The organism is Streptomyces sp. NPDC052036, from assembly GCF_040680495.1.
GTDB lineage: Bacteria > Actinomycetota > Actinomycetes > Streptomycetales > Streptomycetaceae > Streptomyces.
The window spans coordinates 31,310-44,803 of sequence record NZ_JBFAWW010000028.1 but is presented as its reverse complement, the minus strand read 5'-3'; the positions used below and the strand labels follow the sequence as shown (position 1 = coordinate 44,803).

Annotated in this window: 14 protein-coding genes; 1 reads left to right on the top strand and 13 read right to left on the bottom strand. The window is 69.6% G+C overall.

Annotated elements, in window-relative coordinates:
* Positions 1–93 precede the first annotated feature (93 nt).
* From AB0L95_RS30080 to AB0L95_RS30045, 8 genes are all read right to left on the bottom strand, one after another.
* Positions 94–714, bottom strand: a complete 621-nt coding sequence (locus AB0L95_RS30080; protein ID WP_365166823.1) for an ATP/GTP-binding protein — start codon at positions 712–714, stop codon at positions 94–96.
* Entirely contained in the window at positions 695–1,156 is a 462-nt protein-coding gene (locus AB0L95_RS30075) for a DUF742 domain-containing protein (protein ID WP_365166821.1), read from the bottom strand. Before AB0L95_RS30075 ends, AB0L95_RS30080 begins: the two co-directional genes overlap by 20 nt.
* Positions 1,153–1,560, bottom strand: coding sequence for a roadblock/LC7 domain-containing protein (locus AB0L95_RS30070; RefSeq protein ID WP_265559338.1), 408 nt, complete (start codon positions 1,558–1,560; stop codon positions 1,153–1,155). Before AB0L95_RS30070 ends, AB0L95_RS30075 begins: the two co-directional genes overlap by 4 nt.
* Positions 1,557–3,179 carry an ATP-binding protein gene (locus AB0L95_RS30065; RefSeq protein ID WP_365166819.1) on the bottom strand — a complete coding sequence of 541 codons (1,623 nt, stop codon included), beginning with the start codon at positions 3,177–3,179 and terminating at the stop codon, positions 1,557–1,559. Before AB0L95_RS30065 ends, AB0L95_RS30070 begins: the two co-directional genes overlap by 4 nt.
* A 555-nt stretch (positions 3,180–3,734) precedes the next feature.
* Positions 3,735–6,587: a DEAD/DEAH box helicase gene (locus AB0L95_RS30060; protein ID WP_365166817.1), complete on the bottom strand. Its 2,853-nt coding sequence runs from the start codon at positions 6,585–6,587 to the stop codon at positions 3,735–3,737.
* A 188-nt stretch (positions 6,588–6,775) separates the two neighbouring features.
* The gene (gene tatC, locus AB0L95_RS30055) at positions 6,776–7,729 is read right to left on the bottom strand and encodes a twin-arginine translocase subunit TatC (RefSeq protein ID WP_365166814.1); all 954 of its coding nucleotides are present in this window, start codon (positions 7,727–7,729) and stop codon (positions 6,776–6,778) included.
* A gap of 46 nt (positions 7,730–7,775) precedes the next feature.
* Positions 7,776–8,066: a Sec-independent protein translocase subunit TatA gene (gene tatA, locus AB0L95_RS30050; protein WP_365166811.1), complete on the bottom strand. Its 291-nt coding sequence runs from the start codon at positions 8,064–8,066 to the stop codon at positions 7,776–7,778.
* 243 nt (positions 8,067–8,309) lie between these two features.
* Positions 8,310–8,504 (bottom strand): hypothetical protein, encoded by a 195-nt coding sequence (locus AB0L95_RS30045; protein ID WP_365166808.1) that lies wholly within the window; start codon positions 8,502–8,504, stop codon positions 8,310–8,312.
* A 262-nt stretch (positions 8,505–8,766) separates the two neighbouring features.
* On the opposite strand from AB0L95_RS30045, the gene AB0L95_RS30040 reads away from it, so the two are divergent.
* A complete protein-coding gene (locus AB0L95_RS30040; RefSeq protein WP_365166806.1) occupies positions 8,767–9,099 on the top strand; it encodes a hypothetical protein in 333 nt (110 codons plus the stop codon).
* 312 nt (positions 9,100–9,411) lie between these two features.
* Here the strand turns inward: AB0L95_RS30040 and AB0L95_RS30035 are convergent, their stop codons facing one another.
* The 5 genes from AB0L95_RS30035 to AB0L95_RS30015 all read right to left on the bottom strand — a co-directional run bounded on the left by AB0L95_RS30035 (position 9,412) and on the right by AB0L95_RS30015 (position 13,402).
* A complete protein-coding gene (locus tag AB0L95_RS30035; protein ID WP_365166804.1) occupies positions 9,412–9,729 on the bottom strand; it encodes a hypothetical protein in 318 nt (105 codons plus the stop codon).
* Between the two features lie 11 nt (positions 9,730–9,740).
* Positions 9,741–10,769 (bottom strand): WYL domain-containing protein, encoded by a 1,029-nt coding sequence (locus tag AB0L95_RS30030; protein ID WP_365166802.1) that lies wholly within the window; start codon positions 10,767–10,769, stop codon positions 9,741–9,743.
* Between the two features lie 18 nt (positions 10,770–10,787).
* On the bottom strand, positions 10,788–11,741 hold the full coding sequence (locus AB0L95_RS30025; protein WP_365166800.1) for a WYL domain-containing protein: 954 nt from the start codon (positions 11,739–11,741) through the stop codon (positions 10,788–10,790).
* Positions 11,742–11,948: 207 nt separating this feature from the next.
* Positions 11,949–12,320: an FKBP-type peptidyl-prolyl cis-trans isomerase gene (locus AB0L95_RS30020; protein WP_365166798.1), complete on the bottom strand. Its 372-nt coding sequence runs from the start codon at positions 12,318–12,320 to the stop codon at positions 11,949–11,951.
* A gap of 71 nt (positions 12,321–12,391) precedes the next feature.
* Complete coding sequence (locus tag AB0L95_RS30015; protein ID WP_365166796.1) at positions 12,392–13,402, bottom strand: FKBP-type peptidyl-prolyl cis-trans isomerase; 1,011 nt, start codon at positions 13,400–13,402, stop codon at positions 12,392–12,394.
* Between the last annotated feature and the right edge of the window lie 92 nt (positions 13,403–13,494).

Below are 13,494 nucleotides of genomic sequence, written 5' to 3'. Positions count from 1 at the left end.
AATGCGGAACGGAGAACGGACGTCGGGGGTGGGGGCCGGAACGTCCGGAACCGAGCACGAGTCAGGGACGGGTACGGCGCAGACGTGCCCCGGTCAGGCAGGCGCGCGGGTCAGCGCCAAGGAGTGCAGGAAGCGCATCAGCGTCATCAGGACCTCGCGGCTGGAGGCCCGGCGCCGTGCGTCGCACTCCGTGATCGGGATCTCCTTGGGCAGGTCGAGCGCCCCGCGCAGTTCCTCGATGGGGTAACGGGGCGCGTCCGGGAAGGAGTTGACCGCGACCACGAACGGCACGCCGCGCTCCTCCAGACGGCCGATGACGTCGAAGCTGACCTCGAGCCGGCGGGTGTCGAGCAGCACGACCGCACCGAGCGCGCCCTCGAAGAGGCCGTTCCACAGAAACCAGAATCGCTCCTGGCCCGGGGTGCCGAACAGATACAGCACCAGTTGCTCGGTGATGCCGATCCGGCCGAAGTCCATGGCCACGGTGGTGGCCGTCTTGGTGTCGGAGCCGAAGTTGTCGTCGACCCCGATGCCCGCCTGGGTCATGGTCTCCTCGGTCGTCAGCGGCCTGATCTCGCTGACGGAACCGACCATGGTGGTCTTGCCGACCCCGAAGCCGCCCACGATCACGATCTTCACCGCGGCCTGTGTGGTGTGCGGCAGGTGGTCCTCGGCCCGTGGACCGGGGACGGTGTCAGAGCTTTTGAAGTCCATGCATCACCGCTTCGAGGAGGGATCGGTCGGGCACCGCCTGACGGACGATCGGGGCGCGTGCCTGGACCAGTTCGGCCGCCAGCAGATCGGTCAGCAGGACCGTCACCACACTGAACGGCAGGCTGAGATAGGCCGAGATCTCGGCCACGGACAGAGGGGCCCGGCACAGCCGCAGCAGCGCCGACTGCTCGGGCGTGGCGGTGGGCGGCGGGTCGGCGCCGGTCACGATGAGGGTGACGAGGTCGATCGGGGCGCGCTCGCCCCCGGCTGCCGCTCCGGTGAGGATGTACAACCGCTCGGGGTGCTTCTGTTCACCCTGCTTGCGCTCACCCTCCCGGTGCTCGCCCCCGTACGGTTCGCCCCCCTTCGGGCCGCCTGCCGCGACGAGCTCCGGCGGGGGCTGCTGCCTGGGCTGACGCCGGCGGCGTCGCGAAGGAGTCATACGGTCTGCCCGTTGCGCCGTGGCGGACTGGTCAGATGGGAGCCGATACGCAGGACGAGATCGCGCATGCGGTTGCTCATCAGGCCGGCCTCCGCGACCGTGTCGGCGAGGACCGCGAGGTAGGCGTTGGGTCCGGCCGCCATCATGTAGAAGTAGCCGCCGTCGATCTCGATGATGACCATGCGCATCCGGCCGTCGCTGTCCGGGATCTCGGCCGCGACCGCTCCGGCCAGGCTCTGCAGTCCGGCGCAGGCCGCGGCGACGCGGTCGGCCGCGTCCGGGTCGCCGCCGTAGCGGGCGATGCGCAGACCGTCGGCGGAGAGCACCACGACCTGGTGGACGCCCGGTACACCGTCGGCGAGTTCCTTCAGCAACCAGTCGAAATTGCCTCGCTGCTGGATCACTTGTGGTCCCCCTCGTCGTCGGCCTGGGCAGGCGCCGGCTCGTCGTGGCTGATGAATACGTGCGGGTCGTCGGCCGGGGGCCCGGCGGAGAAGGCGTTCGGGTCGGGGGCCTTCTTGAGCCCGTTCATGAACGCCTCCACCCACAGTCCGGGCGCGGGCTCCTCCTTCTCCGGTTCGGGCTCGGGGTTCCAGGGGGTGTGCGTCGCGGCCTCGACGGCCTGGGCTGCGGCCTCGGCCGCGGCCGCCTCGGCCATGCGCTGACTGAGCGGGGTCTTCACCCGGCTGCGGCGCTGCGGCAGACCGTTCGCGGTCCACTCGGTCACCACGGGGATGTCGTCCTCCATGGTGAACTGCTCGGGGATGCGCGGCCCGGTGGTGGGACGGCGCCTCTTGCTCGTGCGCTCGGGCCCCTCGACCCCGTCGTTGTCCAGGGTCGGCACGGAGGTGGCGCCGATGCCGTGCGCGAACCCGGGGGCGGGGTCGGTGGTGAGCATGTCGTTCGGGATGACGAGGATGGCGCGGACGCCGCCGTAGGCCGACTGCCGCAGCGAGACATGCATGTTGAACATCGTCGACAGGCGCCCGACGACGGCGATGCCGAGGCGCGGCGCCTCGCCGATCTCCTGGACGTCCACCCCGGCCTGGGCCTCGGCGAGCATCCGCTCGACCTTGGCGCGGTTCTCCTCGCTGAGGCTGATCCCTCCGTCCTCGATCTCGACGGCGATCCCCGACTGCACCTCGGTGGCGGTGATGTGCACCTTGGTCTGGGGCGGGGAGTAGCGGGTGGCGTTGTCGAGGAGTTCGGCCGCGGCGTGGATGATCGGCTCGACGGAGGTGCCCTTGATGTTGACCTTTGCGATGGAGTGCAGCTCGATGCGGGTGTACTCCAGGATGCGGGACATCGCGCCGCGCAGCACGCTGTAGAGCGGTACGGGCTGCGGCCACTGGCGGCCTGGCCGGCCGCCGCCGATGACGGCGATGGAGTCGGCGAGGCGGCCGATCAGCGCGGTGCCGTGGTCGATGCGCAGCAGGTCGTCGAAGACCTCGGGGTTTCGGCCGTGGTCCTCCTCCATCTCTCTGAGTTCCTTGGCCTGCTGGTGGACGAGGGCCTGGACACGGCGGGCGATGTTGACGAAGGCGCGCAGCGCGGAGTCGCGCCGCGCGATCTCTCGGTCGACGATCTGGAGCACGGTGCGCAGCAACTGCCGCTGCGGCTCCGGCAGTCCGCGGAAGTGGGGGTTCTCGTCGACGACCGTGCGGATCACCTCCGCGGGGGAGATGCCGCCCCGGACCGTGTCGAGCGCCCTGGGCACGATCTCGGTACGGAAGAACTCAAGGTCGTCGTCCTGGGAGGCGACGCGCTGTTCGAGATACGCGGTCCGCTGGACGAAGTCGGCGCGCAGCGCACGCAGGGCGCGGTCCCTGCGTGCCGCCAGGACCGCGACGACGCTCACCAGAACCGTGGCCGCGGCACCGAACCAGCCGACGGCGGACCTGGCCGGAGCCGTCACCAGTGCGACGACGGTCCCGGTGGCCGCGGCCATCAGTATGGCGGGCACCAACAGCACGGGTGCGTAGGGAAGTTCGCGGCCGCCGGGAGGCGATGGAACACTCACCATGTATGCCCTCTGAGACGAATCGGCTGGATCGGGAGGCTGCTCGGCACAGGTGCCTGCCGGGCAGAGGGGGCCCACACCGGAACGGAATCCGGCATCGACGGATCTTCGGCATGTTGGGGAACAAGCGCACGAATACGCCTCAACTCGGTGCGCTGCGGGCGAGCTTAGTCCGACCGGATCATCGCGATGTCATATTCCGCAAGCACCTGAAATGCCCCTGGGGGCAGGAGTACGCTCGACTCCTTTTGCACGCTGGGCCCCCGTTCGCACACGGTGTGTGACGGCGAACGGGTGTCGGGAGTGATTAGCCCAGGTGGGTGAAATTCCTCCGTCGTACCTGACGTGAGGGGCCCTCAGGTCAGGGGTTTCAGCACCGGCGCGATCGAGACGGAGGTACGGCGCCGGTGGGTGGAGTGCCCGGCGGCTGTCCGGACCGTCTTCTGGAGACGGTCCGGACAGCCGCCGAGAGCCACTGACGGCCGGGGCTGCCGGGTGTGGCCGGTCTGCCGGATGTGGCCGGTGCGGCGGGTATGGCGGGTGCGGCGGGTGCGGTGGTCAGCCCACCGAGGAGTAGGCGACGACACCGCGCAGCAGGGCGTCGACCGCCTTGCGCGCGTTCCGTACCACCGTGGAACCCTCCACGGGAGCCGCCGCCGCGATCTGGCCGAGGACGTCGATGACCTGCTTGCACCAGCGCACGAAGTCGCCGGCCGGCATCTCGGCCTCGCGCAGGACCTCGTCCAGCCCCTTGCCACTCGCCCACATGTGCGCGGCCCAGGCGAAGCCCAGGTCGGGCTCGCGCTGGCCCACGCCCTCGGTCTGGTTGATGCGGAACTCCTCCTCCAGGCCGTCCAGCCGACCCCAGATGCGCACCATCTCGCCGAGCGCGGCCTTGGCCTTGCCCGACGGCAGCTTCGGCGCCATCGCGTCGTCCCCCACCCGGGCCTCGTACACCAACGCCGAGACGCACGCGGCCAGTTCGGCCGGGTCGAGCCCCTCCCAGACGCCCTCGCGCAGGCATTCGCTGGCCAGCAGGTCCAGTTCGCCGTACAGCCGCGCGAGGCGCTTTCCGTGTTCGGTCACCTCGTCGCCGCGCAGGTAGTCCAGCTCCGTGAGCAGGGCGACGATGCGGTCGAAGGTACGGGCGATGGTGTTCGTCCGGCCCTCGATGCGGCGCTCCAGCTGGGAGGTGTCGCGCATCAGACGGTGGTAGCGCTCGGCCCAACGGGCGTGGTCCTCGCGGTCGTTGCATCCATGGCACGGGTGGGAGCGCAGGGCGGTGCGCAGCCGGGCGATCTCGCGGTCGTCGGCGGCCGCCGAGCGCTTCTTGCGGTGCCGCTCCGGCGGGATGTGCGCGGCCTTGGTGCGCAGGGCGGAGGCAAGGTCGCGACGCGACTGCGGCGAGCGGGGGTTGAACGACTTCGGGATGCGCATCCGCTCCAGCGCCTCCACCGGTACCGGGAAGTCCATCGCCGCCAGCCGCTTGACCTGCCGTTCGGCGGTGAGGACCAGCGGGCGGGGGCCGTCGTGGTACTCCAGACCGCGGTGGCCGCCCGCACGGCCGGCGGGCAGTCCGGGGTCCAGCACCAGAGCCAGGCCCGCGTACTTCCCGGTCGGCACATGGATGACGTCGCCGGGCTTGAGCTTCTCCAGGGCGACGGCGGCCTCGGCGCGGCGCTGGGACACGCCCTGGCGGGCCAGCTCCGTCTCGCGGTCCTTGAGGTCGCGGCGCAGCCGCGCGTACTCGTCGAAGTCGCCGAGGTGGCAGGTCATGGCCTCCTTGTAGCCGGTCAGACCCTCCTCGTTGCGCTGCACCTGGCGGGAGATACCGACGACCGACTTGTCGGCCTGGAACTGCGCGAAGGACGTCTCCAGCAGCTCACGGGAGCGGTGCCGGCCGAACTGCTCCACCAGGTTCACGGCCATGTTGTACGACGGCTTGAAGCTGGAGCGCAGCGGATAGGTCCGGGTGCCCGCCAGGCCCGCGAGGTGCTCGGGGCTCATCCCGCGCTGCCACAGCACGACCGCGTGACCCTCGATGTCGATGCCACGACGGCCGGCGCGGCCGGTGAGCTGGGTGTACTCGCCGGGGGTGATGTCGGCGTGCTGCTCGCCGTTCCACTTGACGAGTTTCTCCAACACCACCGAGCGGGCGGGCATGTTGATGCCCAGCGCGAGGGTCTCGGTGGCGAACACCGCCTTCACCAGGCCGCGGACGAACAGTTCCTCGACGACTTCCTTGAACGTCGGCAGCATGCCCGCATGGTGGGCGGCGATACCGCGCTCCAGGCCCTCCAGCCACTCGTAGTACCCGAGCACATGGAGGTCCTCGGTGGGGATGGAGGCGGTGCGCTCCTCGACGAGCGCCCGCACCTGCTCCCGGGCCTCCTCGTCGTTGAGCCTGAGGCCCGCGTACAGGCACTGCTCGACGGCGGCCTCGCAGGCGGCCCGGCTGAAGATGAAGGTGATCGCGGGCAGCAGGCCCTCGGCGTCGAGCCGCTCGATCACCTCCGGCCGGCCCGGCGTCCACACCCGGGAGCGCTGTCTGCGCTCCCGCTCCCGGTCGGCCTCGCGCATGGACCGGCCGCGTCTGCGGTCCTGGTAGGACGGGCGGGTGGCCTCCATCCTGGCCAGGCGCGTGAGGTCGGGGTTGACGGCCTTCTTGTGGCCCTCGCCCTCCTCGAACAGGTCGTACATCCGGCGGCCGGCCAGCACATGCTGGAACAGCGGCACGGGCCGGTGCTCGGAGACGATCACCTCGGTGTCGCCGCGGACGGTGTCGAGCCAGTCGCCGAACTCCTCGGCGTTGGAGACGGTCGCCGACAGCGACACCAAGGTCACCGACTCGGGCAGGTGGATGATCACTTCCTCCCAGACGGCGCCGCGGAAGCGGTCGGAGAGGTAGTGCACCTCGTCCATGACCACATAGCCGAGCCCGAGGAGGGTCTGGGAGCCCGCGTACAGCATGTTCCGCAGGACCTCGGTCGTCATCACGACCACCGGGGCGTCGGAGTTGACGCTGTTGTCGCCGGTGAGGAGGCCGACCTTGTCCGTGCCGTAACGGCGGCACAGGTCGGAGTACTTCTGGTTCGACAAGGCCTTGATGGGTGTCGTGTAGAAGCACTTCTTGCCCTGGTTCAGGGCCAGGTGGACGGCGAACTCGCCGACGATCGTCTTGCCGGAGCCGGTGGGGGCTGCCACCAGTACGCCCTTGCCCTCTTCGAGCGCCTGGCAGGCCTCTATCTGGAAGGGGTCGAGGCCGAAGTCGTACATCTCGCGGAAGGAGGCGAGCGCGGTGGCCTGCTCGGCAGCGCGCCTGCGTGCTGCCGCATACCGCTCGGCCGGTGAGAGGTCCTCTGTCATCGTGCTTTCGAGCGTACCGGGCACCACTGACAACGCGACGATCATTATCCGGATCGGAACGGTAGGTACGGGGACGGTCACTCCGGGCCGCCCCATGGTGAGCGGATCGCGCAGGCAGGCTCGGCCCGGGCCGAGCAGCGGCCCGCGCGGCCGCACCAACGGCGTGGGCCCCACCGATTCCCTCGGTGGGGCCCACAGCCGTTGTCACGGCACCACGAAGCGCGTTCGCCGGCTCACGTCACGTCGTCGTAGCCGTTCGCCCGGTCATGGTCCGAGCCGTCCGACTCCGGGAGGGCACGGGACGCCGGTACCGGTTCGACCTCGCCGATCCCCTCGGGGGTCAGGTCCAGCTCGGAGGCCTCGTCGTCCGAGAGACCCTGGTCGTCGCGCCGGGCCCGGCGGCGGTCGTTGAGCAGGGAGAAGGCCACGGCGACGAAGTACAGCACCCAGATCGGCGCCGCCAGCGCGAGCATCGAGATCGGGTCGGCGCCGGGCGTGGCCACGGCCGCGAAGGCGGCGATACCGACAACCATGCCGCGCCACCAGCCGAGCATGCGCCGGCCGGACAGGATGCCGGTGAGGTTGAGCATGGCGAGCAGCAGCGGCATCTCGAAGGCGAGGCCGAAGACCACCACCATGCGCGTGACCAGGTCGAGCAGGTTGTCCAGCGGCAGCAGGTTCTCCGCGCCAGGCGGCGTGAGGTCGATGAACACCTTCGCCGTCTTGGGCAGCACCTTGTAGGCGAGGAAGCCGCCGCTGAGGAAGAGGGGGAAGCCGAACCCGACGAACGCGTAGGCGTACTTCCGCTCGTGGCGGTGGAGGCCGGGCGCGACAAACGCCCACAGCTGGTACAGCCAGATCGGTGCAGCCAGCACGACACCGGCGGTGAGCGACGCCTTCAGCGCCAGCGTGAAGGGTGTCAGCAGGCCACTGACCGTGAGGTGCGCACAGTGCACGTCGTGCTTTGCCGCCGTCAGCTGCCCGAAGGACTGCGTACAGCCGACCGAGTCGAGCAGCGGCTTGGTGATGAAGTTGATGATGTGCTGGTAGAAAAAGGCGGCCACGATGGTGACGACGACGATCGCCAGCACGCCCTTCGCGAGCCGGTTGCGCAGCTCACGAAGATGGTCCGCGAGCGGCATGCGCCCCTCGGCGTCCCTCTCCCTTTTGCGGGCAGGCTTGAGCAACCCACATCCTCATCTCGTGCAGTGGACCGGAGAACCGGCCCTCGCCTCAGCGCTGGGTCGTGGTGTCCGTCGGCTCGCTGACCGGCCGGGAGCTGGCCACGTCGCCGGGGGACGCCTGGATCGTACGCTGAGCCTGAGACTGCTCTTCGGTCGGCTGGGCGGACGGCTGGGCAGCCGACTTGCCCTCGTCCTTCATCGCCTTGGCCTCGCTCTTGAGGATCCGCGCGGACTTGCCCAGCGACCGCGCCATGTCCGGAAGCTTCTTCGAGCCGAACACGAGGACGATCACCAGAACCAGGAGCACCAGGTGCCACGGCTCAAGTGCGTTGCGGAACATAGTCTTCACCTTCTCACTGAGGCGGGGCAGCAGTGCATGTGACCGGTCGGACAGGCGTCTGACCATCGTGCTGGCAGCGATCGTATCGTCCGGGGATGAACACGAGACCATCCCTGTGCGTACTTCCGCGTCCACGGGCCGCGCCTTGTTCTTCGGACCGCGACTAGCAGCGTACCTAGCCGCGAGGGCGAAGCGCCCCATAGCGCACGACGTTCGGCAGCTCACAGGAGTTCCCGTTGCGGCTCACAGGGAGTCCGCCGCCCGGGCCGCGTTCACGGTCGCCTGCTCCAGTTCCTCGGCCGCCCGGTTGATACGGGCCGCCGCGTCCGAGACCTGCCTGCCCAGGCGCTGCGCCTCCAGGAAGACGCGGACGGCCAGCACGCCGAGGACGGCAAGTCCCACGAAACCCAAAGCTACTGCGAACATCGGCCAGAACATGACGCCGAGCCTAGACGGTCCTGGGCAGGTCCGTTCAGGTCAGCGGGCGGACCGGAGGAAGGGGCCGCGCCGTGGAGTCCGAGCGAACAGATGGTGGCGTCCTTCTTACAACTGATCTTGACAGGCGGCGTCGATCTCCGTTTATTATCGGCTCGACCAGAGACCGGGGGAACACCAATAACTGTCGTCCATGAAATGGACTGACGGCCGAGCTGTTGCGTTTCCCTCGGCCTTCATCCACTCAATTTCATGGGGGAAAAACGTGAAGCTCAAGCAGCGCTTCAGCCTCATCGCCGCCGGCTCTGTCGCGATCCTCAGCATAACCGCCGCCACTCCGGCGAGTGCGGCGACCATGTCGGCGGATTCCGTCCACCGTGGCAGCGTGGGTTGCTTCAACTATTCCTGGGGGGATGGAAGCGCGACCTACACCATCTACTACCACAACACCTGCAACGTGAAGTCGGCCATCGCCGGCACCACCAACGCGCTGTTCAACAACAAGTGGTGCGCCGATGTGGCTGCGGACGGCAAGGGCCACACCGTGGTGTACAACAAGCCCATGGGCTTCTCGTCCGCCAAGGGCGGCCGCTGCTGACCTGCCGCAAGGCAGAATGCCCGCCGGATTAGGAAATTCATTCGGACCAGCTTGAGCGGCAATTCCGCGCCGCTGGTCGGGGGTCGGGTCACAACAATGTGACCCGGCCTTCTCTCGATCAAGGCGCCGAATGAGAGAAAAGCCTTCGACTGGTCCGCGCTGAATGTCACCGCCGGCATGAGTCACCATGTCGACGGTCAGTGAAGCGGTGTGTGCAATCACTTCTTCATAGCGTCGAATGACCGACCGGTATCGCCTGATGCCGGTCCCCTTGCACATTCTCGGAACCGAACTGCCGGCGCACCGGACCGATCAGTGCAGTCGCAGGGTCCTGACCCCGCCCCCGGTGAGCAGTTCGATGATGCGCTCCCCCGCCGGCTTGCGCACGGACGTGCCGCACTCGGGGCAGGTGAACGAGTAGAACGTCGTCTTGCTGCTGGCTCCGATCACCAGCCGCAACGCGCTCGCGCCCAGTTCGAAACGGGCCCCGCAGTCCGGGCAGCCGGCTCTGAACACCACGTCGGCCACCCGACGCATGCCGGCGAACGCCGTCCGCACCGACATCTCGGCCACCCCCGGCGCCTGCGGCGCACCCGCCACGGCATCCGACTGCTCCGACGCACCAGACATCGCCGACATGCTCACAGCCCCTGCTCCCGCCTGTCGTACAGCCCGTCCTGAACTCCGTCCGGCTCGTCGTACGCCACGAGCGCCGCACGGGCCGCACGGCGGGCGCTCTCCGTGAGGTCCGGCGGCGACACGATCCGGCCGTCCCGCCCGAGCCGCAGCGCCAGCCGTCGCAGCGACGCCGGGTCCGGGGTCCGCAAGGTGATACGCAGCCCGCCGTCCGGCAGCTCATCCGCCCGGTCGTGCGGGTAGTACTCGGCGACCCAGCGCCCGGCCGGGCCGACCTCGACGACCACCTCGGGGTCCTCGGCGGCGGGCTGGACCAGCCCCGCCGACAGATCCCGCAGCTCGACCTCCGGCGGCGCCGACGGCTCGTCCAGGATCCTGATCTCGGCGACCCGATCGAGCCGGAAGGTGCGGCGCGCCTCGGAGCGGCGGCACCACGCCTCCACATAGGTGTGCCCGACGCTGACCAGGCGGATCGGGTCGATCTCGCGCTCGGTGACCTCGTCACGGGCGGGCGAGTAGTAGCGGATCCACAGCCGGCGGCGCTCGGAGATCGCGCGGTCGACGTCCGCGAAGACGCCGCCCTCCGACTCGAACGTCACCGACAGGCGTGAGCTGGCACCCGCGGCCTCACCGGCGGCGGTCTCCACCTTGGCGGTGGCGCGCAGCAGCGCCTGCCGGTCGCTCTCGCGCAGTCCGGGCAGGGTGGCCACGGCCCGCGCGGCGACGAGCAGCGCGGTCGCCTCGTCGGCTGCCAGCCGCAGCGGCTCGGCGGCCTCCGCGCCCAGGGCGGCAGGGTTGTGCCACCAGATGCGCTCACCGTCGGTGTCGATGTCGAGCAGATCGCCCCCGCGGAAGCTGGTGCCGCACATGGGCAGCACATCGAGGTCCGAGACCAGCTCGTCCTCGGTGATCCCGAAGGCCCGGGCGACGTCCTCGATGCGCGCACCGGGGCGCTCCCGCAGATACGTCACCAGGGAAAGCATCCGCCGTGTCTGGTCGATGGCGTTCGCGGGCCTGGCCGGCTTGGCTGCCACTGTGCTCCGTCCCCCTTCTCAGCCCTTGGCCACGGCACGCAGCCGGTCCACCACATCGGCCCGCAGCTCGACGGGCTCCAGGACCACCACATCGGGCCCGAACTCGACCAGCCAGGCATCAAGGCCGTGCCCGTACGGAATCTCCAACTCGTCCCAGCCGTCGCCGAGTTCCCGTACGGCGGTGGCTTTCGCTCGAAGGGGGTATCCGGCGCCCGTGCGCAGCCGGATGCGGGCCGAGCGGTCCGCGGTCTCCCCCGCCCAGCTCGCCACGGTCTCCCGGACTGTGACCACGTCGGGCACCGGCGCGGTGAATCCGCCGCCGCGGCTGCGCACCTTGCCGGTGATCCGGGACAGCCGGAAGACCCGCTCCGCGTCCCGGTCCCGGTCCCAGCCGGCCAGGTACCAGTGGCCGCGCCAGCACTCCAGCGCCCAGGGCTCCACATGCCGGGGCTCGGGGCGGGCGGCGGTGGCCTTGCGGTATTCGAAGACGACGGGGCGGCGGTCCCGGCAGGCCAGCATCAGCGGCTCGAAGGCCGCCTCGTGCACGGGGATGCGGGGCTCCAGCGCGCCATGGACCTCGTACGGGTCGACGTCCTCGGGCAGGCCCGCGGCGCGCAGCTTCTGCAGCGCACCGCTCGCCGCACCGGCGAGCCGGGCCTGCTGCCACACCTTGGCGGCCAGACCGAGCGCGGCGGCCTCCTCGGCGTCGAGCGTGATGGGCGGGAGCCGGTTGCTGTCGTGGCGGGCGAGATAGCCGATCTCGCCGTCCAGGTTCTCCACGGTCTCGATGACCAGGCCCAGCTCGCGCAGGTCGTCCTTGTCGCGCTCGAACATCCGGTTGAAGGAATCGTCCGACCCCGCCTCGAGATAGGCCTCGATGGACTCGCGCAGCTCGCGCTTGCTGAGCGGCCGCCGCGTCCCGAGCAGACACAGTGCCAGGTTCATCAGCCGCTCGGCCTTGGCAATGGCCATCGACGCCCTTCGCCTCCCTATGGTGCTTACGATCGACGACCGTACCGCTCCCAGCGGGCACGGCAAAGCCGAGCGCCCATGCCCGCACGGGCATGGGCGCAAGATGATCGGTTCCGATCGCCCCTGTCACACCGGGCGCCCCCCACCCGGGCCGTGGCGCGTGGGCGCGAGGCCGGCCCGAGCGGGCGCCGGTGGCCGGGGATCGGATCAGACCGCGACCAGGTCGCAGACGAAGATCAGCGTCTCGCCGGGCTTGATGCGGGCGCCGGCGCCATGGTCACCGTAGGCGAGGTGCGGGGGGATGGTCAGCTGGCGGCGGCCGCCGACCTTCATGCCCTGCACGCCCTGGTCCCAGCCCTTGATGACCCGGCCGACACCGAGCTGGAACTGCAGCGGGGCGCCACGGTTCCAGGACGCGTCGAACTCCTCGCCGGTGGAGAAGGCCACGCCCACGTAGTGGACGGAGACGGTGTCGCCCGCCTTCGCCTCCGGACCGTCACCCTCCCAGATGTCCTTGATCTCGAGGTCGGCCGGCGGCTCGCCGCCCGGGAAGTCGATCTCGGGCTTCTCGATGCTCACGTCAAAAGCTCCTGCTAGTTGGGGTTGAGGCCATTACGGCAAGACCGACATTCTCACATCGCCGCGAGGGTTTACATCTTCGCCAGGATGTCAACCGAGAAGACCAGCGTGGAGTCCTTCTTGATGCCGCTGCCCTGGGGCGGGTTGTCGCCGTAACCCAGCTTCGGCGGGATGACGATCAGGACCCGGCTGCCCACCTTCTTGCCGGTGAGTCCCTCGGCCCAGCCCTTGACGACCTGCTGCAACGAGAACGACGTCAGCTGCCCGCGGCCGTAGGTGGAGTCGAACTCCTTGCCGGTGTCCCAGAGCACGCCCTTGTACTGCACCAGGACGGTGCTGTCCGCCGCGACCTGGTCGCCGGCGCCCTCGATCACGTACTTCGAGACCAGACCCGTCGGCGGCTTGACCTTCGGGATGTCGATGGACGGGGCGTTGCCGTCGGTGTTGGTGCCGACCTTCGGCACGTTCGCGTCGCTCTGCGCCACGGCCTTGCCCTTGGCCGAGCTCTTCGCGTTGAACGAGTTCTGGATGTCCACCACGAACACCAGCGTGTCGCTGCCCTTGATGCCCGCCTGCGGGTTGCCCTGCGAGCCGTAGCCCCAGGTCGGAGGCACGGCCATCAGCACCCGGCTGCCGACCTTCTTGCCCTGGAGCGCATACCGCCAGCCGTCGATGATGCCGCCCTGGGCGAGCTGGATGACCAGCGGCGTCTTGCGGTCGTAGGAGTTGTCGAAGACCTTCGCCGTGTCCCAGATCTGGCCCAGGTAGTTGGCCTGGATGTAGTCGTTCTCCGCGACGATCGGGCCGCTGCCCGCGATCACCGTCTTGACCGCCAGGTCCTTGGACGGGGCACCCGTGCCCTTGGCCACGGTCGGCTTCTCGCCGAGCTTGGTCCCGGCGGTGATCGCCGGGAGCGGCGCCTCCACGATCTTCGGCGGCGGGGCGGCGGACGGAGCCGAGGCCGAGGCCGAGGGGGAGGGACTGGTGCCGGTCTTGCTCTTGCCGGATCCGCTGTCGCCGCATCCGGCGAGCGTGACCAGTCCGGCGGGCAGAGCGGCAAGGAACAGCGAGCGTCGGCGCACGATGGGGCCTCGTATCGATCGATCTTGACGGTTGTCGTGCGCGCAACTCTACGGCGTGACAAGGGCGCCGTACGGCAAACGTACGGCGCCCG

Bases quoted from the DNA above. Each gene is read 5' to 3' on its own strand.
- AB0L95_RS30060 (WP_365166817.1), bottom strand. From the start codon at position 6,587: ATGATCGTCGCGTTGTCAGTGGTGCCCGGTACGCTCGAAAGCACGATG.
- AB0L95_RS30075 (WP_365166821.1), bottom strand. From the start codon at position 1,156: ATGACTCCTTCGCGACGCCGCCGGCGTCAGCCCAGGCAGCAGCCCCCG.
- AB0L95_RS30035 (WP_365166804.1), bottom strand. From the start codon at position 9,729: ATGTCTGGTGCGTCGGAGCAGTCGGATGCCGTGGCGGGTGCGCCGCAG.
- AB0L95_RS30045 (WP_365166808.1), bottom strand. From the start codon at position 8,504: ATGTTCTGGCCGATGTTCGCAGTAGCTTTGGGTTTCGTGGGACTTGCC.
- AB0L95_RS30065 (WP_365166819.1), bottom strand. From the start codon at position 3,179: ATGGTGAGTGTTCCATCGCCTCCCGGCGGCCGCGAACTTCCCTACGCA.
- AB0L95_RS30025 (WP_365166800.1), bottom strand. From the start codon at position 11,741: ATGGCCATTGCCAAGGCCGAGCGGCTGATGAACCTGGCACTGTGTCTG.
- tatA (WP_365166811.1), bottom strand. From the start codon at position 8,066: ATGTTCCGCAACGCACTTGAGCCGTGGCACCTGGTGCTCCTGGTTCTG.
- AB0L95_RS30080 (WP_365166823.1), bottom strand. From the start codon at position 714: ATGGACTTCAAAAGCTCTGACACCGTCCCCGGTCCACGGGCCGAGGAC.